This is a genomic window from Streptomyces sp. NPDC046876 (assembly GCF_040645035.1).
Lineage (GTDB): Bacteria > Actinomycetota > Actinomycetes > Streptomycetales > Streptomycetaceae > Streptomyces.
The window spans coordinates 78336-98406 of the sequence record NZ_JBEYXK010000021.1 but is presented as its reverse complement, the minus strand read 5'-3'; the positions used below and the strand labels follow the sequence as shown (position 1 = coordinate 98406).

Genomic DNA, 20071 nt, shown 5'->3' with positions numbered 1-20071 from the left:
CCGGGCTCTGCCCGGACCCTCCCCCGGACTCCGTCCGGGGGACCCCCACTCAAACGCCGGCGAGGCTGGATTTGCCGGACCGCAGCTTCGAAAGGGAGCGGGGGCCTGGACGGGCGTGCGGCCGGCGGGGCCCGCCGAGGTCAGGGCAGGTCGGGCAGTGGACGGGTGGAGATCTCGTGGGCCTCGTTCACCGGGAGTCCGAGCATGCGCAGGATCATCTCGGCCATCTGCTCACCGGCCGCGGCGTCGAGATCGCGCGCCGAGTTGAGCTGGATCAGGCCGATCAGCGCGCCGCCGACCGCGGACAGGGCGACGAGCGGGTCTTCGAAGGTGAAGCGACCGGACGCCTTGCCGACCTCCAGGTCACGGAGGGCGCGCGGGCCGAGCCCGGTCGCGGCGTTGATGTGGGGCAGGCCGCGCAGGCGCAGGATCTGGGTGATCTCGGGATGCGAGGCGGCCAGCCGAAGCGTGAGGCGGATGCTGGCGGCGAAGACGGCGGCCGGGTCGTCGATGCCCTCGGTGACGCTGTCGAGCAGCTGCCCGTACTCCTCCAGGGCGTCGCCGACCGCCGCGTCGAACAGTTCGTTCTTCGTCTCGAAGTGGTTGTAGAACGTGCCGAAGCCCACGTCGGCGCGGTCGGCGATCTCCTGGATGCTGGCCGAGGTCTCGCCGGTCTCGGCCAGGATCTGCCGCGCGGCGCCGATCAGCGCCTGGCGGGTGCGCGCCCGGCGGCGTTCGAAGCGGTTCGCGGTCGCCGGGCCGTCGCTGGTGTCGGACTGGTTCTGCATCCCGTCAGTCTAGGCGCATTCAGATCTGATGATTCCATCACTCCCGCACTTGACGATCGGGTCCTTCAAGACTGATGCTTCTATCAATTAAGAGCTTCTCATCAGAAGCGTGTCCGTTCGACCCACCACTGACGGAGCCCCCATGTCGGACGACCGAGTCCGCCCGCCCGGACCCACCACCGCACACCAGGACCTGCACAGCGAGCACGGGCCGCTGCGCGGGGAACATCCCGGCCGCGCCCGGCAGCCCGTGATCAAAGTGGCGGACCTGGCCTGGCTGGAGTTCGAGAAACCCGACCTGGCCCGCGCCGAGGTGTTCGCCCGCGACTTCGGCTTCGCCGTCGCCGCGCGCACCAGCCGGACGTTGTATCTGCGCGGCACCCTGCCCGGCTCGGCGTGCGTGGTGGTGCGCCACGGCCGTACCTCGCGGTTCCTCGGCCCGGCGTTCCGGGCCGCCGAGCGCGCGGACCTGGACCGCCTGGCCCGCGCCACCGGCCATCCGGTCCGCGAGCTCGGGGAGTTCGGCGGCGGGCGGGTCGTGGACCTGGCCGACCCGTCCGGCTTCCCGGTCCGCGTCGTCCACGGCACCGAGCAGCTCCCGGCCATGCCCGAACAGACCCCGCTCCCGCTCAACTTCGGCGGCCATCGCATCCGGACCAACACCACCCAGCGCCCGCCGCGCGAACCCGCCCGGATCCAGCGGCTGGGCCACGTCGTGCTGGAGACGCCGAAGTTCACCCGGGCCCTGGACTGGTACCTGGACACCCTCGGGCTGATCGTCAGCGACTTCCTGTTCCTGGACGGCCGGCGCGACCGCGGGCCCACGATGGCGTTCATCCGCTGCGACCAGGGCAGCACGCCGGTCGACCACCACACCCTCGCGATGCACCTGGGTCCGCGCACGGGCTACGTCCACTCCGCCTACCAGGTCACCGACCTCGACGCGATCGCCGCCGGCGGGCAGTACCTCGCCGAGCGCGGCTACCAGCGCAGCTGGGGCATCGGCCGGCACATCCAGGGAAGCCAGCTCTTCGACTACTGGCGTGACCCGGACAGGCTGATGGTCGAGCACTTCGCCGACGGCGACCTGTTCGACTGCGACCTGGAACCCGGCTGGGCCCCGATGTCCGCGAGCGGCCTGGCCCAGTGGGGCCCGCCCGCCACCCGCGACTTCCTCGGCGCCGACCCCACCCCCGCCCTGATCCGTGAGGTCGTGCGCGCACTGCGCGCCGACAACGAGATCGACCCCGGCCGCCTGCTGGGCCTGATGAAAGCGATGAACCGATGAGCGTCAACGTCCTGCGCACCGCCGACGGCTGGTACGCCGTCCGCGAGCAGCGCGCCGTCCGGGTCCGGACCGCGGCCGCCACCACCGCCGAACTGCTGGCCGACCGGGACGCCGTCACCGCGGCCGTGCACAGCACCGACCCCGGCGTCCCGGTCGCCGACCTCGCGGTGCTCTCCCCGGTCACCCCGGGGTGCCGGGTCGTGGCCCAGATGGCGAACTTCGCCTCGCACGCGGCCGATGCGGGCCTTGCACCGAAGAGCGTCCCGCTCGCGTTCTTCCGCAAGGCGTCCGGATCGATCAGCGGCCCGTACGAGGACATCGTCAAGCCCGCCCACGTCCGGCTGCTCGACTACGAAGTGGAGATCGGCCTCGTCATCGGCGCACCGCTCCCGGTCGGCACCGAGGTCACCTCCGCGAACCTCGCCGGCCACGTCGCCGCCCTCGTCATCACCAACGACGTCTCCGCCCGGGACCTGCAACTGCCGAAGACCCAGTTCTACGAGTCCAAGTCCTACCCCACCTTCACCCCCACCGGGCCGGTGCTGGTGCTGCTGGAGGAAGGCGACCTCGACCGGTTCGCCGAGCTGCGGTTGCGCCTGTGGGTCAACGGCGAACTGCGGCAGGACATGACCGCGTCCGACATGATCCACGGACCTCTCAAGGCCCTGAAGGCGCTTACCGGCTTCCAACGGCTGGACCCCGGCGATCTGCTGCTGACCGGTACCCCGGTCGGCACCGCGCTCAGCGCGCCGCCCAAGCCGGTCGAGATCCTGGGCTCGCTGCTGCCGGCCGCGACCAAGTGGCGCCTGTTCTTCAAGTCCCAGGCCAAGAACCCCAAGTACCTGCGTGACGGCGACCTGGTGGAGGCGGCCGTCGCCACCGACGACGGCAGGCTCGACCTGGGCCGCCAGCGCATGACGGTGAGGTACGCGCAGTGACCGAGGACCTGCTGTGGCCCCGCTACCGCGGCCCCGACGACCTGCCCTCGATCGAGGCGGTCCCGCTGGAGGCGCGCGGTCTGCCCGGCTCGACGTACGACCTGCTCGTGCGCGCGGCGAGCACCTGGCCGGACCGCACCGCCCTGACGGTGCTGCCCAACGCTGCCCAGTGGCGCGGGCCGGCCCGGCTGACGTTCGCCGGCCTGCTGGAGCGGGTGCACCGCTATGCGAACCTGCTGCACCGTCTCGGGGTGCGGCGCGGCGACGCCGTAGCCCTGATGGCGCCCAACTGCGCGGAACTCATACCGGCCACTCTGGCCGCCCAGCTCGCCGGGATCGCCGCGCCGCTTAACGGCGCACTCGCCCCGGCCCACCTGCGCGAGCTGCTGAGGTGCTCCGGCGCGCGGGTCCTCATCGCCGCAGGACCCGAGCCGGCCCCGGAGGTGTGGGCGAAGGTCCCCGAGCTGACCGGCGCACTGGACGCGGTCCTGGTGCTCCGTCCCACGGGGGCGCAGGCCCCTTCGGTGCCACTGCCGAGACTCGCCGGAGTCCTGGTCGGCGAACTGGCGGAGCTGTCCCGGGACGACGACGCGTCCGGCTTCGCGGGCGAGACGCCCGCGGCGGGTGACCTGGCGGCGTTCTTCCACACCGGCGGCACGACGGGTACCCCGAAGCTCGCGGCGCACACCCACGCGGGCGAGGTCGCCAACGCCTGGATGATCGCCGCCAACTCGATGCTCGACGGCGACGCCGCCATCTTCGCCGCCCTTCCCCTGTTCCATGTCAACGCCCTCGTCGTGACACTGCTGGCGCCGCTGTTCAAGGGCCAGCAGGTGGTGTGGGCAGGACCGCTCGGCTATCGCGAACCGGCCCTGTACCCTGAGTTCTGGTCGATCGTCGAGCACTACGGCATCACCGCCATGAGCGCGGTGCCGACCGTCTACCAGGTGCTCGCCCAGTGCCCCGTCGGCGCGGCGGACATCAGCAGCCTGCGGCACGCCATGGTCGGCGCGTCGCCGCTGCCCGACGCCGTCCGCACCTCGTTCGAGGCCCACACGGGGGTGACGCTGGTCGAGGGCTACGGCCTGACCGAGGCCACCTGTGCCAGCGCCCGCAGCTTTCCCGACGCGCCGCGCCCCGGCGCTGTCGGGCAGCGCATGCCCTACCAGCACGTGAAGGTCGTACACCCGGACTCGTGGACGGAGCTGCCCGTCGGGCAGACCGGCCTGCTGGCGATCAGCGGCCCGACCGTGTTCGCCGGATACGTCACCGGCCGCGACGACCGAGGCCGTCCGGTCCTCGACGGCCTCGGCAAGCTCGTGGACGGCTGGCTCGACACCGGCGACCTGGCCCGTCTCGACGCTGACGGGTTCGTCCACCTGGCCGGCCGCGCCAAGGACCTGATCATCCGTGGCGGCCACAACATCGACCCGGCCGTCATCGAGGACGCACTGCTCGCCCACCCGCACGTCACCGGCGCCGGCGCGGTCGGTCGCCCTGACCCGCACGCGGGCGAGGTCCCGGTGGCGTACGTGACCCTCGCGCCGGAAGCGGACGTGAGCGAGGACGAGCTCCGCCAGTGGGCCGCCGAACACGTCCCGGAAGCCGCGGCCGCGCCGAAGACCGTCACCGTCCTCACCGCGCTGCCGGTCACCGATGTCGGCAAGCCCTACAAACTCGCCCTGCGAGCCGACGCCACCCGGCTCGCCGTCGCGGAGGCCCTGGCCGCCCACGGCCACGACGCCCACGTCGACGCGGCGGTCGAGGACGGCTCCGTCCTCCTGTCCGTCACCCCCGGCACCGGTGACCGCGAAGCCATCAGCGCGGTCCTCGACCAGTACGCCCTGCGCTGGACCTGGTCCCGGCCGACGCCCGGACCGGTGATGTCATGACCGTCCGCGCCGTCCCGGTCGTCGTCGTCGGCGCCGGCCCCACCGGGCTGGCCGCGGCGACACTGCTGGGCCAGTACGGCATCGAGACCCTCGTGCTGGACCGCTGGGACTCGGTCTACCCGCTTCCGCGGGCGGTCCACCTGGACGACGAGATCTACCGACTGCTCGCCCGCCTCGGCGTCGCCGAGGAGTTCGCCGCGATCTCCCGCCCCGCCCAGGGCCTGCGGCTCCTGGACCGCGAGTTGCGGGTGCTGGCCGAGTTCCGGCGCGGCGCCGAACTGGGCCGCCACGGCCACCCCGAGGCCAACATGTTCGACCAGCCCCAACTGGAGGAGCTGCTGCGCGCCAACCTCGAACGGCACCCGACCGTCACTCTGCGCGGGAACGTGGAGATCACCGCGATCGAGCAGTCCGACGGAGGGCCGGTACGAGTCCGCCTCACCGACCGGACCACCGGCGAGGCCGGCACCGTGACCGCCGAGTACGTGCTCGGCTGCGACGGCGCGAACAGCCTGGCCCGCGCGACGATCGGCTCCACCATGCAGGACCTGGCCTTCACGCAACGCTGGCTGGTCGTCGACCTCGCCACCGACGCCGACCTGGCCCAGTGGGAGGGCGTGCACCAGGTCTGCGACCCGGTGCGTGCGGCCACCTACATGCGCATCGGCGAGCGCCGCTACCGCTGGGAGTTCCAGCTCCTCTCCGGTGAACGAGCCGACGACTACCGCGACATGACCCGCCTGCACTCCCTCGTCCGGCCCTGGACCGGCGACCTCCGCGCGGAGCAACTGGAGATCGTGCGCACGGCGGAGTACACCTTCCGCGCCCAGATCGCCGACCACTGGCGCAAGCAGCGGCTCCTCCTGCTCGGCGACGCCGCCCACCTCACGCCGCCCTTCATCGGCCAGGGCATGGGCGCGGGCCTGCGCGACGCCGCCAACCTCACCTGGAAGCTCGCCGCCGTCCTCGACGGCCGTCTCCCCGAACACGTACTGGACAGCTACGAGGCCGAACGCAAGCCCCACGCCCGCTCGATGATCACCCTCGCCAAGCTGGTCGGCACGGCGATGACTGCGGGCGGGGACACCGGCAACGCCGTTCGCCGTCTGCTCGCACCCCGCCTGCACCGGCTTCCCGGCCTGAGCAACCGCATTCTCGACAGCCGGACCCCGGCCCTGCACCGCTCAGCCCTGGTCGACCGCGGACGGCTCGGGCTCGGCCTCGCGGGACGTCTGTGCCCCAACGCCCCGTTGCCGGACGGCCGACGCTTCGACGACCTGGCCGCGGGCCGCTACGCGCTGGTCACCTCCGCAGCCGTCACCCCCGCACTGCGCTCCGAGGTCCACGACCGCGGCGGTGTCCTGGTCACCGCCGCGCCCGGCACCGCCCTGCACCGCTGGCTCCGCAGTGGCCGCACCGCAGCGGCACTGGTCCGCCCCGACGGCACCGTCCAACGCACCGCACCTGACCCGAAGGCCCTGTGCGGGCTCCTGCCCGCACCGAGCTCCTGCGGGCGTTTCCGAGGGTGATTCTGTGTCAGTACGAGGCGAGTTGACGGTCGCCGAACGATGCTTCGCCCGTCTCAAGCAATTCCGTGCGATCGCGCCGAGTCCGACAAGCTCGCCGATCGCCACCGGGTCAATCCAGCCTTGTCGGCGTTTGAGGCGCGGGGGTCGGGGCGGCGCCCCCCGAGAATCCCGGCTTCGCCGGGCACCGGGCTCTGCCCGGACCTCCCCCAGACTCCGTCCGGGGGGACCCCCACTCAAACGCCGGCGAGGCTGAAAGTGCCGGACCCCGGCTTCGGAAGGGGGCGAGGCTGAAAGTGCCGGGCCCCGGCTCGGAAGGGGGTGGGGCTGGACAGGGAGCGCCCGGTTTGGGTGGTGGTCAGGTGCGGAGGTAGGAGGCGCCGTTGACGTCCAGGATGGTGCCCGAGGACCACGTCGCCTCGGGGGAGGCGAGGTAGAGGACGGCCGAGGCCACCTCCTCCGGCTCCGCGACCCGCCCGAACGGGCTCTGCGCGGTGATGGCCCCACCCTCGGCGGAGGCGAGCCGGTCCGCGACCCGCTCGGTGGCGACGAAGCCCGGCGCCACCGAGGCGACCGCGATCCCGTGCGGCGCGAGCGAGACGGCCAGCGACTGCCCGAACGCGTGCAGCGCCGCCTTGGTGGCCCCGTACGCGGGATGGTCGGGCTCCCCGCGGAACGCCCCGCGCGACCCGACGTTGACGATGCGGCCCGCCCGGCCCTCGTCGATCATCCGCCGGGCGGCGCAGTAGCTGACGTTCACCGCACCGAAGAGGTTCACCGCCGCAGTGCGCTGCCAGGCCTCCTGCCAGGCGGCGTACGCGGTGGTGGCCAGGGGGTGGCGGACCATCACCGCGGCGTTGTTGACCAGCACGTCCACCCCGCCCAGCGCCTCGGCCGCCTCGTCGACGAGGGCCTCCACGCGCACCGGGTCGGTGAGGTCGCCCTCGACGAGCACGTGCCCATCCCCCTCCAGCGCGGCGAGGGTGTCCAGCGCATCGGCGCGCCGGGTCGAGCAGTGCACGGCCACCCGGTCCCCGCCCCGGGCGAAGGCGGCGGCGATCGCCCGCCCGATGCCCCGGGACGCACCGGTCACCAGGACGCCCCGGCCCACCCGGCCCACCGGGCGCACCTCAGGTCGGTTCATCGCGGTCATTGCGGTCTCCTTCGGCTCGCTGTCCGACTTTGACCGCACCGGCCTATCAATGTCAACATTCGACATATGGACATCACCTCGGGCGGCGGCATGGGCCGCGCCCGCCGCCGCGGGCTGGCCGAGGAGGCCGCCGACCGGATCCGCGAGGCGATCCTCGCCGGGCACTTCCCGCCCGGCGCCCCGCTGCGCGAGGTCGAGCTGGCCGAGTCGCTGGACATCAGCCGCGGCTCGGTCCGCGAGGGCCTGGCCGTCCTCGCGCGCGAGGGGCTCACCCGCAGCGCCTGGCACCGCGGTACGAACGTCATCGAGGTCACCGCACAGGAGGCGGAGGAGCTCTACGCGGTCCGCGCCGCCCTGGACCGCCTCGCCGCCCGCCTCGCCGCCGAGCGGGCGGCCCCGCAGGACACCGCCGAGCTCGACGCGCGCGTCGATGCGATGGCGGCGGAGCTCGCCCGCGGCGCGGACGGCCCGCGGCTCCTCGCCCTCGACCTGGACTTCCACGACCGGATCCACCGACTCGCCGGCAACCGCCGCCTGTACGACGGCTGGGCCGGCATCCGCTCGCAGGTCCACCTCTACCAGCTCACGCGCGTCCGCCTCGGCCACGCGGACTACCGCGCGGCCGTCGTCGAGGAGCACCGTGAGCTCGTACGGCTCCTGCGCGCCGGCGACGGGCGGGCGGCCCAGGAGGCCGCCGAGGAACACGTGCTGTCGGCCTGCCGGGTGCTGTGCCGCCAGCTCGCCGCGACGGAGGCCGGACGGGAGGCCTGAACGCCCGCCCGCCCGGCCCGCCGGCGTGGCGTCAGCGGCCGGCGCGCAGCCCCTTGCCGGCCACGGTGTTGCCGGTGACCGTGCCGTCCTCACCGGACAGCGTGACCGCGTGCCGCACCCCGTCGGGCCCGATCACCACGGCCAGCCAGCCGCTCTTGCCGCCCTCCTGGGGTATCGACCGCAGCGCCTCGACCTTGCCGCCCTCCACGGCCGCGGCCGCCTTCTCCAGGGCCTGGCCCGCCGGCAGCGAGGGGAGCGGCGCCGGAGCCTTCAGGCCGCCGCCCGCCCGCTGCCCCGGGGCGGCCGGCGCCGGCCAGCCGCGCTTGCCGTCGACGATCGCCGGCTTCCCGCTCTTGTGCCGCTTGCCCTCGAACGGGCCGTCCGCCGGCTTCCCGCCGTGCCCGTGCTCCCGGCCCTCGGCCGCGAAACGGGCGTGACCCTGCCCGCCGTGGTGGTGCTCGGCCACCGCCACCGCGGCGGCCCCGCCGCCGACCGCGACGACCAGCCCGAGCGCCACCCAGCGGGTACGGCCCTCGCGGACCAGCCGCACCAGGCGGGCACGGCCCTGGCCCGCGGCGGCTGCCGCCTTCGTCTCCTCCGCGTCCGTCGCGGATTCCGAGGGCTGGGGACTGGACTGAGTCATGTGACTCCTCCTCGCGTTCTCCGGACACCGTGCCCGGCCCGCGCGATCCTGCCCGCCGGAAGCTGAAGCCCCGCTGAAGGAGGCTGAAGACCCCTTCAGCAACCCGGCCGCGCGACCTGAGAACCTGGTCCCCATGCGCGTACTGGTGGTCGAGGACGAGAAGCGGCTCGCCGCAGCCCTGCAGCGGGGGCTGCAGGCCGAGGGCTTCTCGGTGGATGTCGCCCACGACGGCCTGCAGGGCCTGTGGCTGGCCGCCGAGCACGACTACGACGCCATCGTCCTCGACATCATGCTGCCCGGCCTCAACGGCTACCGGGTCTGTGCCCGGCTGCGCGCGAGCGGCTGCGAGTCGGGGATCCTGATGCTCACCGCCAAGGACGGGGAGTACGACGAGGCCGAGGCCCTCGACACCGGCGCCGACGACTTCCTGTCCAAGCCGTTCTCGTACGTCGTCCTCGTCGCCCGGCTGCGCGCCCTGATCCGGCGCACCGGCCGGCGCAGCCCGCAGGTCATGGAGTTCGGCGACCTGGTGATCGATCCGGCCCGGCAGCTGTGCACCCGCGGCGCCGTCGTGGCCCGGCTCACCTCCCGCGAGTTCGCGGTGCTGGAGTACCTGGCCCGGCGCGCCGGGGAAGTCGTACCGAAACGGGAAATACTGGAGAACGTCTGGGACTCGGCGTACGAGGGCGACCTGAACGTCGTCGAGGTCCACGTCAGCGCACTGCGCCGGAAGATCGACACGCCGTTCGGGCGCTCCGCGGTGGAGACCGTCCGCGGCGCCGGCTACCGGCTGGCGGCCGACGGTGGCTGAATCCCGCCCCCGCCCGGCCGCGGCCCTGCGCCGCCTCGCCGCCCGGGCCCTGCGGGCGGCCCGCCGGCTGCGCCCCCGCTCCGTGCGCGCCCGGGCCACGCTCGGCGCCACGACCGTGGTGGCCCTCGCGCTCGGCGCAGCCGCTTTCGCCCTGCTGGGCGTGCTCGACGGCAACCTGGTGCGCGGGGCCCAGGCCGACGCCGAACAGCAGGCCCTCGCCACCGCCGCCCTGGCCGCCTCGGGCCGGCTCGAACCCGTACTGACCCCGGGGCGCGGCGCCGACTTCCTCCAGGTCGTCGACGCCAGGGGCCGCGTCCTGGCGGCCAGCCCCGACCTGCTCGGCCGGCCCGCCCTCACCCCCGTCCGCCCGGGCAAACCGGGCACCGTGCGCGGCACCTGGAAGGCGGCGCCCGCCCGCGGCGAGCACCGCCACCGTGTCGTCCAGGTCACCACCGTCACCGGCCAGGGGCTGGTCACCGTCTACGCGGGCACCTCGCTGCGGCAGGCCGACACCGCGGACGAGACCATCACCGCCGCGCTCGCCGTCGCCGTACCGCTGCTCGTGCTCACGGTGGGGTTCGTGACCTGGCGGGTCACGGGCTGGGCGCTGCGCCCCGTCGAGGCGATCCGCGCCGAGGTCGCCGAGATCAGCGAACGCGACCTGCACCGGCGCGTGCCCGTCCCGCGCAGCCAGGACGAGATCGCCCGGCTCGCCGCCACGATGAACGCCACCCTGGACCGGCTGGAGGCGGCCGGGATCCGCCAGCGCCGGTTCATCGCCGACGCCTCGCACGAGCTGCGCAGCCCGATCACCGTGCTGCGCACCCAGCTGGAGGTCGCCCAGGCCCACCCCGATCCCGCCCTGTGGGGCGAGCTGGTGGGCGGCGCCCTGGAGGACACCGTCCGGCTCCAGGACCTCGCCTCCGACCTGCTCCTGCTGGCCCGCCTCGACACCTCTGAGCCGGCGCCCGCCGAGGCGGTCGACCTCGCCGACGTGGCCCGGGAGGCCGCCCGGGCGCGGCGCGGCGACCGGATCCCCGTCGAGCTGGAGATAGCCGACGAGGCCACCGTACGCGGCAGCACCCTCTGGCTCTCCCGCCTCGTCACCAACCTCCTCGACAACGCCCAGCGCCACGCCGGGCAGCGCGTCCGGCTCTCGCTGCGCGCCGACGCCGCGCGGGGCACCGCCGTCCTGGAGGTCCGCGACGACGGCCCCGGCATCGCCCCCGAGGACCGCGAGCGCGTCTTCGAGCGCTTCACCCGCCTCGACGACGCCCGCAGCCGCGACGAGGGCGGCACCGGGCTCGGCCTCGCCATAGCCCGCGACATCGCCACCCGCCTCGGCGGCACCCTCGCCGTCGAGGACTCCGCGCAGGGCGCCCGCCTGGTGGCCCGGCTCCCGCTGGACGCCTGAGCCGGCACCGACCGGCCGTTCCCCTTCGCCCTTTCGAGACCTCCTCCCCTCGTCACGCCTCGATTTGACGTACCCTCACTCATCGCTGCACCATTCCACTAACACATTAGTGGAATGGTGCAGGGGTGGGGCGGACGATGATCGAGTTCCAGGTGGACCGGCACAGCGGGGTCGCCACGTACCTGCAGCTCGTCAACCAGGTCAAGCAGGCGCTCAGACTGGGCGTGCTGGAACCGGGGGACCGGCTGCCCACGGCCCGGGCCGTCGTCGAGGCGACCGCGATCAACCCCAACACCGTCCTGAAGGCCTACCGCGAGCTGGAGCGCGAGGGACTCGTCGAACCCCGCCCGGGCCGGGGCACCTTCGTCACCCGCTCCCTGTCGCGCCCCGAAGCCGCGGCCGACTCGCCCCTGCGCGCCGAGCTCCTCGCCTGGACGGCCAGGGCCCAGGCGGCAGGACTGGGGCGCGCCGACATCCTCGCCCTCGTCGAGGCGGCACTCGCCGAGACGACGGCCCCCGCGCCCGCGCCCCGACCAGGCGCGGACGCACCGTCACGAGAGGACACCACGTGAACGACCCGACCGCCGTCCCGGCGCTCCGGGCAACGGCGACCGAACACGCCTACCGGGGGAAGAAGGCCCTGAGGGACTGCACGTTCGAGCTCCCGCCGGGCCGCATCGCCGCGCTCGTCGGCCCCAACGGGGCCGGCAAGAGCACCCTGTTCCACCTGATGACCGGCCTGCTGCGGCCCACCGGCGGCGAGATACGGGTCTTCGGCGCCGCCCCCGGCAGCCGCGAGGCCCGCGACCGTACGGCCTTCGTCGCCCAGGACCGGCCCCTCTACCCCACGTTCACCGTCGAGGACACCCTCGCCGTGGGCCGCAGGCTCGGCGGCCGCCGCTGGGACCAGGACAAGGCCGAACGCCTCGTCCGCGACGGCGGCATCCCCCTCACCGCCCGCGTCGGCACCCTCTCCGGGGGCAAGCGCACCCGCGTCGCCCTCGCCCTGGCCCTCGGCAAGCAGGCCGACCTCCTGCTGCTCGACGAGCCGCTCGCCGACCTGGACCCGCTGGCGCGCCACGAGGTGATGGGCCTGCTCATGGCCGAGGTCGCCGACCGCGGCATCACCGTCGTGATCTCCTCACACGTGCTGCCCGAGCTGGAGAACGTCTGCGACCACGTCCTGCTCCTCCAGGACGGCCGCATCCGGCTCGCGGGCGACACCCAGGACCTGCGGGAGGCCTACACCCGCCTCACCGGCCGCGCCGACCCCGCCACGTCCGACGGCCTGCCCCCGGGCGCCGACCGCTCCGCCGTCGTCCAGGCGACCACCACCGGCCGCCAGGTGACCGCGGTCATCCGCAACGCACCCGGCTCGGCCCTCCCGGCAGGCGCCGACGGGCGCTGGATCACCGCCACCCCCTCGCTCGAGGAACTCCTCCTCGCCCACCTGCGCTCCACGTCCCGCACGGACCCGCCCCCGTCGGCCGCGGCCCCGGCCCGGCCCGCCGCGCAGACGGGAGCCGCGGCATGAACGGCACCCTCTGGCTCGCCTGGCGCCAGCAGCGCCTGCTGATCCTGGCCGGCCTCCTGCTCGTCGCGGGCTGCGCGGTCTGGGTCGTCCTGGAACGCGCCGACCTCATGGCGGCGGTCGGCGGCCACGACCTCACCTCCTGCAAGGGCTGGAACGGCGTCTGCCGCACCTCCACCGAGGTGGCCGTCTTCGAGCACACCCCCGGCATCCGGGTCCTGGGCACCGTCTCCGTGCTCCTGCCCGCCGTCATCGGCATGTTCTGGGGCGCCCCGCTGATCGGCCGCGAACTGGAACGGGGCACCGTCAAGGTCGCCCTCACCCAAGGCGTCGGCGCCCGCAGCTGGTTCGCCGCCCGTTTCGGCCTCGCCGCCCTCTGCGCCGCCGTCGTCTCCGCCGCCCTCGCCGCCCTCCTCGCCTGGTGGTGGGCGCCGATCTCCAACATGCAGAACGGCGTCTACTGGCACGACCCGTACATCCTCAACGGCTCCGGCCCCGCCGCCGTCGCCTGCTCCCTCTTCGCGCTGTCCGCCGGCACCGCGATCGGCCTCCTCGTCCGCCGCACCCTCCCGGCCATGGGCCTGACGGCCGTCGCGGTCCTGGGCACCACCGCCTTCCTGACCCTCTTCCGCCGCGACTTCGTCACCCCCACCGACCGGATCACCCCGGGCATGACGCCCAAGCAGCTCATCGGCAGCGCCTGGTCCGCCGGCTACCGCTACCTCACCCCCGACGGTGCCCAGCACCCGCTGGAGAGCTGCGCGTTCTCCGGCGAGGAACTGCGCGCCTGCATGGCCGAGCACGGCTACGTCGGCCGCGTCCACAAGGTCTACCCGAGCTCCGACTTCTGGACCTTCCAGGCGCTCGACACCGTGGTCTACCTCGGCCTCGCCGCAGCCCTGCTCGCCCTGACCGCGGCCCTGCTGCACCGCCGCCGCCACCTCGTGTGAGAACCGCGGCCCGACCGGCGCCCCACCCCCGTGGGAGCGCCGGTCGCAGGCCCCTGGTCGGGGTGTCCGGCCTCAGCCGCGCTCCGGCAGGTCCGGCTCCGCCCGGACCGCGAAGCCGCGCCCGGCTGCCGGGGCCGCCGCCCGTGTCCCGCAGAACGCCGCCTCCAGCGTGCCGCCCAGGGCGGTGTTGGCCTCACCCCGGTTGGAGGTGTTCGCCATCGCGGCCAGCGAGCGCCGGCCGTCCCGCGTGGCGAAGGCGTAGGTGTAGTAGCCCTGCACCGTGCCCGTGTGGCCGTACACCGACACCCCGCACGACAGGTCGTACCGGCGCAGCCCGAGTCCGTAGAACCGGGTGCCGGCGGCATCGACCGGGCTCATGGCGAGCATCGCGTCCATCAGGCGCGCCGGCAGCAGCCGGCCGCCGAGCAGCGCGGACACGAAGGTGTTCAGATCCGCCGGGTTGGAGATCATCGCTCCGGCGGCCTGCGCCCAGGACGCCGTCTGCTCGGTCGAGTCCACCAGGGGGGCCCCGGCCTCGTCGGGGTGGAGGTAGCCGCGCACGTGCCGGCCCCGCACGGCGGTGGCCGGGTGCACGTACGAGGTGTCGCGCAGCTTCAAGGGCCTGATGATGCGGTCCTCGTACTCCCGGCCCACCGGGTGCCCGGTGACCTTCTCGACGAGCATGCCGACGACCATGAAGTTGGTGTTCGAGTACCCGTACGCGGCGCCCGGCTCGGAGGTCCTCGGCTCGCGCAGAGCGAGGTCCACGAGCTCGCGCGGGGCGAACACCCTGGTGCGGACGGCTTCGAAGCCGGGCACGGTCCGCGCGAACATCGCCTCCGTGTAGTCCGCGAGCCCGCTGCGGTGGGTCAGCAGGTGGCGCACCGTGATCCGGTCGTCGGGCAGCAGCCCGGGCAGGTGGCGCACCACCGGGTCGTCCAGCCCCAGCCGGCCCTCGGCCACCAGCTGGAGCAGCACGACGGTGGAGAAGGTCTTGGTGACGCTGCCGATCCGGAAGCGGGCCTGCGGGTCCATGGGGGCGCCCGTGGACCGGTCCCGGACGCCCACCGCCCGGGCCAGCACCCGCCCCGGACCGGTGAAGCGGGCCATGGCGCCGGGCGCCCCGGCGGCGGTCGTGTTGCGCAACGCCCGGACGAGGGCCTCGGCATCGGGCGCCGGGGCCGGCGCCGGGGCTGCGACCGCGGCGGGTGGGGATCCGGCGACGGCGTGGGCGGTGGCCGCCGGCGCGAGGGCGGCGGCCGTCACGGCCAGCAGGACGGCGCCGATGGTCGGACGGCGGTGGGGGGACGGACGCACTGTGCTCCTCGACTGCGGTGAACTGCGGGGAAAGGGGCGGAAGGTGGGGGAGAAGCGGGGGAGGGAGAAGGGGGGAAATGGGGAGGAAGGGGGATCGTACGGCCTGCCCGGGGGCCGCCCGGGCATCCGCGCCGGGTCAGAAGGTGCAGGTGGGTACGCCGTCCAGCCAGGCGGGCCCCTGGATGTAGATGTTCGTCACCCAGGCCCGGTAGTCGGGGAGGTACGACCAGGCGTCGTTGGTGTAGCCGTCCGAGGTCACGGTTTCCGCGTGCTTCTGGCACTGCACCCGGATCGTGGTCGGTCCCGGGAAGGCGTACACCCGCGCCGCCGCGGTCGACGGCAGCTCCTTGGTCCACACGCCCGTGCCCCACGTCCGGAAGAGGGACCCGTTCACCAGACCGGTGTTGACGCGCACCGCCCCGTAGTAGTCGCCGCCCAGCCGGACGTCACTGACCATCAGCTTCGTCCCCGACTGCCGGGCCTCCGCCATCCGGCCCGCGCCCAGGTAGAGGGCGATGTGGTGCAGGTCCTCGGAAGTGCCCCACACCAGCAGGTCGCCCGGCAGCAGCGGGGCGAGCCCCCGGTCGGCCGTGAAGCGCTCGGCCGCACGGTGCGTGTAGTACTGGGCCGAGGCCGTCCCGTCGAGGAGGTCCGAGCCGGCGGCCTGCGCGTAGGCGTACCGGATCAGGCCCGAGCAGTCGAAGCCGAGCCGTTCGGGATCGTGCTCGCTGGCCGGGTCGGTAGGGTCCACCTGACCGTACGTGGCGCCCGGTTGGGGGCCGTGGCCCCCGCCCCAGCTGTACCAGACGCCGGCCGCGACCTGCTCGCACGCGGCGGCGACGGCCCGCTCGGCCGCGGAGGCGCCCGGCGCCAGGACCCGGCACGAGCCGTCGGCCGCCGCCGGGGCCGCGGCGGGCGCCGGGGGCGCCCACAGCAGGAGGGCCAGGAGTGCGATGAGTGTGCCGAGGGCACCGGACCGGCGCAGCATGGAGGACCCCGTTTCGCTCGAGCGGCGGTGACGCGCCGTCACCGCCCGTGCCACGAGAGCCTGGCGCGGCGGCGCCCGGCGCGTCGAGATCCCGAGGGCGCACCACTCGTACGGGCAACGGGAAACCCTGCGGGAAACCCCTGCCGATCAGGGCTGTTCGCCGCACTCCGCCGCCGCCGGTGCCGCCACCGGGACCGCCGTCGGTGCCGACGGCGTGCGCAGCCGGCAGATCTGCGCGAGCCGGGCCCCCGGATCGGTGTTCCACAGCCGCACCGTGCCGTCGCTGCCGCTGCTGGCCACCGTCCGGCCGTCGGGGGAGAAGGCCACGCCCCACACCGCGTTCCCGTGGCCCGCGAGCGCGGCCCACAGCCGCCGTCCGGGCACGTCCCACAGCCGTACCGTGCGGTCGTTGCCGCCGGCGGCCAGCATCCGTCCGTCGGGGGAGAAGGCGAGGGCGCGTACGGAGCCGGCGGGGCCGGACAGCACCGCGAGGGCGGCATGCCGCCGGGCGTCCCACAGCCGTACGGTGCCGTCGTTGCCGCTGCTGGCCAGCGTCCGCCCGTCCGGGCCGAAGGCGACGGCCCGGACCGCGCCCGCGTGGCCGGTGAGCGTGGCCAGCGGCCGGCGCCCCGCCACGTCCCACAGCCGTACGGTCAGATCGTCGCCCGCGCTGGCCAGGGTGGCCCCGTCGGGGCTGAACGCGACGTCGTTGGCGAAGTCCGTGTGGCCGGTGAGCGTGGCCAGCGGGGCGCGTGCGGCCACGTCCCACAGCCGGACCGTGCGGTCGGAGGCGGCCGAGGCCAGGGTGCGGCCGTCCGGGGAGAACGCCACCGCGAACACGATGCCGCCGTGGCCGGGCAGCGTGGCCAGCGCCCGGTGCGCGGCGACGTCCCACAGCCGGACCGTGCCGTCCGAGCCCGCCGAGGCCAGCACCCGCCCGTCCGGCGCGAACGCCACCGAGTACACCGTGCCCGTATGGCCCTCCAGCGCCGCGGCCGGCCGCCGCCCGGGCACGTCCCACAGCCGCACCGTGCGGTCGCCGCCGGCCGTGGCCAGCAGCCTGCCGTCCGGGCTGTACGCGGCGTGCCGGACCTCGGTGAAGGGGCGGGCGGTCAGCGCCGCGCCGCGCAGGTCCCACAGCACCACCGATTGGTCGAAGGCGGCCGTGGCGAGCGTCGTGCCCGCCGCGTCCACGGCGAGGGCGAGCACGTAGTCGGTGTGTCCGGACAGCGTCGACACCAGGCGGCCGCTCGGCACGTCCCACAGCCGGGTGGTGCCGTCGCCGCCGGCGCCGAGGACCGTCGTGCCGTCCGGGGTCCAGGCCACCGCGTTGACGTCGTCGTTGTGCCCCGTCAGAGTGGCCGTCGTCCGCCGCCCGGCCACGTCCCACAGCCGCACGGTCCGGTCGCCGCCGCCGCTGGCCAGGCTCCGCCCGTCGGGAGAGAACGCCACGCCCAGCACCTCGCCGGCATGGCCCCGCAGGACCGCGAGCTCCTTGGCCGTGGCCGGGTCCCACAGCCGGACGGTGCCGTCGGAGCCCGCCGAGGCGAGGGTGCGGCCGTCCGGCGCGTACGCCAGCGCGTCGACCCTGCCGGTGTGGCCGGCCAGGACCGCGGCCGGGGCTGTGGCCGGGGCCGTGGCCGGGCGGCCCGTGTCGTCCGGGCCGGCCGCGCCGCCCGTCGGATCGTGCAGCCGTACGGTGCCGTCGGCGGCCGCGACGGCGAGGGTGCGCCCGTCGGGCGAGAACGCCACGGCCCGTGCGTCGGCGGTGTCAGGCTCCAGAACGGCCGCCGGGCGCCCGGCGGTGTCCCACAGCCGTACGGGACCCTCGGTGGACGTCGCCGCGAGGGTGCGCCCGTCGGGGGCGAAGGCGAGCGCACGGACCCGGCCCGGCACCGTCAGCGTCGCCGTCGTCCGGCGGTCGGAGACCCGGCGCAGCAGGACCTTCCCGTCGGAACCGGCCGTTGCCAGCAGCCCGTTGCCGGGGCCGAAGACCACCGCGTTGACGGGGCCGCTGTGACCGCCGAGCCGGGTGAGGAAGGGCTGTGCCTGTGTGCTCAGCAGGGCCCCGCGCGCCGCCGCCGTGGCCTGGGTGCGGTACGCCTCCTGCGCCAGCCGCATCGACTCCTCGGGCCGGCCGGCCGCCAGGGCCGCCGACTGCGCGGCCAGCGCCTCCGAGCGGGCGGCGCGCTCCTGGCCGAGTGCACCCGCCCGCTGCCGGTACGCGACGGCGCCCGCGGTCAGCGCGAGGGCCAGCAGGACGAGGAGCAGGGCCAGCATCCGCTGCCGGATGCGGACCTGCCGCCGGGCCTGCGCCCGCCGGGCGTCCTCCGCGGCCCGCCCGGCCCGCAGGAACGAGGCCTCCAGCGGCGTGAGCGGGCTGCGGCCGCCGAGGCCGTCCGCCCAGGAGAGGGCGTTCTCCAGCCGGGTCCCGCGGTACAGGACCGACGGGTCGCGGCCCTCCCGCTCCCACTCCTCGGCGGCCCCGGCCAGGTGGCGGTGGACCAGCAGCCCGGCCCGGTCGGCGTCGATCCAGCCGCGCAGCCGGGGCCATGCGTGCAGCAGGGCCTCGTGCGCGATCTCCACGGTGTCGCGGTCCGCAGTGATCAGCCGGGCCTGCACGAACGCGTCGAGGGCCCGCGCGGCGGGGGCCGGGTCGGCCAGCTGCTCCAGCAGGGCGGCCCGTTCCAGACGGCGCCGGGTCGCCGCCGCCCCGTCGGCGACGTGGACCAGCGCCACCAGGATCCGGCGGAGCATCCGCTGCTCGGCCGGGTACAGCCCGGCGAACACACCCTCGGCGCTCTGCGCCACGGCGCCCTGGATGCCGCCGGTCTGCTCGTAGCCCGCGACGGTCAGGGCGGCCCCCTCCCGGCGCTCCCAGGTCGCCAGCAGCGCGTGCGAGACCAGCGGCAGCGCCCCGGCGGGAGCGGAGCCGGACCCGGGCGCACCGTCCGGGGCGACCCCGGCGTCGCGCAGCAGCAGCGGTACCAGGCCCGCTTCGAGGGTGAGCCCGGCGAGCTCCGCCGGGCGCACGACGGCCTCCCGCAGCTCCGCCACGGACATCGGCGGCAGGACGAACAGCCCGTCGGTGAAGGCGGGGACCAGCTCGGGCAGGTCCAGGCAGGCCCCGGAGAAGTCGGCCCGTACGCCGATCACGACAACGGCCGGATCGGGGTGCCGGGGCCGCGGAGCGTCCCCCGGCCGGGCCGCGGCCAGGGCGCACAGCACCCGGACGAAGGCGCGCCGCTCGTCCCCGTCACCGCAGAGGGTGAAAACCTCCTCGAACTGGTCGACGAGCACTACCGGCCGCACGCCGGACCCCGCCTCCCCGGGGCCGGCCGGCGTACCGTCCGACAGGCGGTGCACGGCCTCCAGGAGCCCCTCCGGCCGCTCCCGCACCTCCTGCGCGGTGAGACCGAGGTCGCCGCCCAGCGCCTTCGCGGTGCAGTCCAGCAGTTCCTGGAGCGGACGCGCGGTCGGGGTGAACCGTACGACCGGCCAGCCGTCGGCCCCGGCCATCGGGAAGCCGCCGCCGCGCCCGAGCGCCGGTACGAGGCCCGCGCTCAGCAGGGAGGACTTGCCGGCGCCGGACCTGCCGACCAGGACCAGCGGGCCGCTGCCGATCCGTTCGAAGACCCGCTCGACGAGCGCGGCCGTGGCCCGCTCCCGCCCGAAGAACCGGCCCGCGTCCTGCGGGGTGAAGGCCGCCAGCCCCCGGTAGGGGCACTCGCCCTCCGCCTGCGGCCCGCCGGCCGGCGCCGGCGGGCCGGCCCCGCCCGCGGCGGCGCGGGCGGCCTGCGCCTCCGCCTCCCGGGCCAGCCGCACCAGCGCACCCTCCGCCTCCAGGACCCGGTCGCAGCGCAGCGCCACGTCGAGGGTGACGCGCTTGGCGCCGGTCTCGATCTTGCTGAGGTAGCCCTTGCTGTAGTGCGTCTGCCGGGCCAGGCCCGCCAGCGACAGGCCGCGCTGCACCCGCAGCCGCCGTAACCGGGCGGGGAACGACGGCACTTCGGCCGACGCCGGCTCCGGCGGCGGGTCCCCTACGGCATCCCCCACGGCAT

The 20071-nt window shown here is 75.0% G+C and carries 16 protein-coding genes; 10 read left to right on the top strand and 6 right to left on the bottom strand.

Features of this window, described 5'->3' with window-relative positions:
- Positions 1-140 precede the first annotated feature (140 nt).
- Positions 141-788: a TetR/AcrR family transcriptional regulator gene (locus ABZ924_RS15050; protein ID WP_361908558.1), complete on the bottom strand. Its 648-nt coding sequence runs from the start codon at positions 786-788 to the stop codon at positions 141-143.
- 142 nt (positions 789-930) lie between these two features.
- On the opposite strand from ABZ924_RS15050, the gene ABZ924_RS15045 reads away from it, so the two are divergent.
- The 4 genes from ABZ924_RS15045 to ABZ924_RS15030 are packed head-to-tail and all read left to right on the top strand — an operon-like array spanning position 931 to position 6435.
- Positions 931-2076, top strand: a complete 1146-nt coding sequence (locus tag ABZ924_RS15045; RefSeq protein WP_361908555.1) for a VOC family protein — start codon at positions 931-933, stop codon at positions 2074-2076.
- Positions 2073-3014, top strand: coding sequence for a fumarylacetoacetate hydrolase family protein (locus ABZ924_RS15040; protein WP_361908553.1), 942 nt, complete (start codon positions 2073-2075; stop codon positions 3012-3014). The genes ABZ924_RS15045 and ABZ924_RS15040 overlap by 4 nt, the downstream gene beginning before the upstream one ends.
- On the top strand, positions 3011-4906 hold the full coding sequence (locus ABZ924_RS15035) for an acyl-CoA synthetase (RefSeq protein ID WP_361908550.1): 1896 nt from the start codon (positions 3011-3013) through the stop codon (positions 4904-4906). Before ABZ924_RS15040 ends, ABZ924_RS15035 begins: the two co-directional genes overlap by 4 nt.
- Positions 4903-6435, top strand: coding sequence for a bifunctional 3-(3-hydroxy-phenyl)propionate/3-hydroxycinnamic acid hydroxylase (locus tag ABZ924_RS15030; RefSeq protein ID WP_361908548.1), 1533 nt, complete (start codon positions 4903-4905; stop codon positions 6433-6435). Before ABZ924_RS15035 ends, ABZ924_RS15030 begins: the two co-directional genes overlap by 4 nt.
- 355 nt (positions 6436-6790) lie before the next feature.
- Here ABZ924_RS15030 and ABZ924_RS15025 read toward each other — a convergent pair whose 3' ends face one another.
- Positions 6791-7585 (bottom strand): SDR family oxidoreductase, encoded by a 795-nt coding sequence (locus tag ABZ924_RS15025; protein WP_361908545.1) that lies wholly within the window; start codon positions 7583-7585, stop codon positions 6791-6793.
- A 66-nt stretch (positions 7586-7651) separates the two neighbouring features.
- On the opposite strand from ABZ924_RS15025, the gene ABZ924_RS15020 reads away from it, so the two are divergent.
- Positions 7652-8356, top strand: coding sequence for a GntR family transcriptional regulator (locus tag ABZ924_RS15020; RefSeq protein ID WP_361908542.1), 705 nt, complete (start codon positions 7652-7654; stop codon positions 8354-8356).
- A gap of 31 nt (positions 8357-8387) precedes the next feature.
- Here the strand turns inward: ABZ924_RS15020 and ABZ924_RS15015 are convergent, their stop codons facing one another.
- A complete protein-coding gene (locus tag ABZ924_RS15015) occupies positions 8388-8999 on the bottom strand; it encodes a hypothetical protein (protein ID WP_361908539.1) in 612 nt (203 codons plus the stop codon).
- A 133-nt stretch (positions 9000-9132) separates the two neighbouring features.
- On the opposite strand from ABZ924_RS15015, the gene ABZ924_RS15010 reads away from it, so the two are divergent.
- The 5 genes from ABZ924_RS15010 (at position 9133) to ABZ924_RS14990 (ending at position 13705) form a co-directional block, all read left to right on the top strand.
- A complete protein-coding gene (locus ABZ924_RS15010) occupies positions 9133-9810 on the top strand; it encodes a response regulator transcription factor (protein WP_361908536.1) in 678 nt (225 codons plus the stop codon).
- Entirely contained in the window at positions 9803-11224 is a 1422-nt protein-coding gene (locus tag ABZ924_RS15005) for a HAMP domain-containing sensor histidine kinase (RefSeq protein ID WP_361908535.1), read from the top strand. The genes ABZ924_RS15010 and ABZ924_RS15005 overlap by 8 nt, the downstream gene beginning before the upstream one ends.
- A 137-nt stretch (positions 11225-11361) precedes the next feature.
- Positions 11362-11796 carry a GntR family transcriptional regulator gene (locus ABZ924_RS15000; RefSeq protein WP_361908532.1) on the top strand — a complete coding sequence of 145 codons (435 nt, stop codon included), beginning with the start codon at positions 11362-11364 and terminating at the stop codon, positions 11794-11796.
- The gene (locus tag ABZ924_RS14995; RefSeq protein WP_361908529.1) at positions 11793-12758 is read left to right on the top strand and encodes an ABC transporter ATP-binding protein; all 966 of its coding nucleotides are present in this window, start codon (positions 11793-11795) and stop codon (positions 12756-12758) included. Before ABZ924_RS15000 ends, ABZ924_RS14995 begins: the two co-directional genes overlap by 4 nt.
- The gene (locus ABZ924_RS14990) at positions 12755-13705 is read left to right on the top strand and encodes an ABC transporter permease subunit (RefSeq protein WP_361908526.1); all 951 of its coding nucleotides are present in this window, start codon (positions 12755-12757) and stop codon (positions 13703-13705) included. Before ABZ924_RS14995 ends, ABZ924_RS14990 begins: the two co-directional genes overlap by 4 nt.
- Before the next feature lie 72 nt (positions 13706-13777).
- Here ABZ924_RS14990 and ABZ924_RS14985 read toward each other — a convergent pair whose 3' ends face one another.
- The 3 genes from ABZ924_RS14985 to ABZ924_RS14975 form a co-directional block, all read right to left on the bottom strand.
- Positions 13778-15022, bottom strand: a complete 1245-nt coding sequence (locus ABZ924_RS14985; RefSeq protein ID WP_361908523.1) for a serine hydrolase domain-containing protein — start codon at positions 15020-15022, stop codon at positions 13778-13780.
- 136 nt (positions 15023-15158) lie between these two features.
- Positions 15159-16010: an NlpC/P60 family protein gene (locus ABZ924_RS14980; protein ID WP_361908520.1), complete on the bottom strand. Its 852-nt coding sequence runs from the start codon at positions 16008-16010 to the stop codon at positions 15159-15161.
- A gap of 147 nt (positions 16011-16157) precedes the next feature.
- Positions 16158-20066 carry a helix-turn-helix domain-containing protein gene (locus ABZ924_RS14975; RefSeq protein ID WP_361908518.1) on the bottom strand — a complete coding sequence of 1303 codons (3909 nt, stop codon included), beginning with the start codon at positions 20064-20066 and terminating at the stop codon, positions 16158-16160.
- Between the last annotated feature and the right edge of the window lie 5 nt (positions 20067-20071).

Bases quoted from the DNA above. Each gene is read 5' to 3' on its own strand.
- ABZ924_RS15050 (WP_361908558.1), bottom strand. From the start codon at position 788: ATGCAGAACCAGTCCGACACCAGCGACGGCCCGGCGACCGCGAACCGC.
- ABZ924_RS15045 (WP_361908555.1), top strand. From the start codon at position 931: ATGTCGGACGACCGAGTCCGCCCGCCCGGACCCACCACCGCACACCAG.
- ABZ924_RS15040 (WP_361908553.1), top strand. From the start codon at position 2,073: ATGAGCGTCAACGTCCTGCGCACCGCCGACGGCTGGTACGCCGTCCGC.
- ABZ924_RS15030 (WP_361908548.1), top strand. From the start codon at position 4,903: ATGACCGTCCGCGCCGTCCCGGTCGTCGTCGTCGGCGCCGGCCCCACC.
- ABZ924_RS15025 (WP_361908545.1), bottom strand. From the start codon at position 7,585: ATGACCGCGATGAACCGACCTGAGGTGCGCCCGGTGGGCCGGGTGGGC.
- ABZ924_RS15020 (WP_361908542.1), top strand. From the start codon at position 7,652: ATGGACATCACCTCGGGCGGCGGCATGGGCCGCGCCCGCCGCCGCGGG.
- ABZ924_RS15015 (WP_361908539.1), bottom strand. From the start codon at position 8,999: ATGACTCAGTCCAGTCCCCAGCCCTCGGAATCCGCGACGGACGCGGAG.
- ABZ924_RS15010 (WP_361908536.1), top strand. From the start codon at position 9,133: ATGCGCGTACTGGTGGTCGAGGACGAGAAGCGGCTCGCCGCAGCCCTG.
- ABZ924_RS15000 (WP_361908532.1), top strand. From the start codon at position 11,362: ATGATCGAGTTCCAGGTGGACCGGCACAGCGGGGTCGCCACGTACCTG.
- ABZ924_RS14990 (WP_361908526.1), top strand. From the start codon at position 12,755: ATGAACGGCACCCTCTGGCTCGCCTGGCGCCAGCAGCGCCTGCTGATC.
- ABZ924_RS14980 (WP_361908520.1), bottom strand. From the start codon at position 16,010: ATGCTGCGCCGGTCCGGTGCCCTCGGCACACTCATCGCACTCCTGGCC.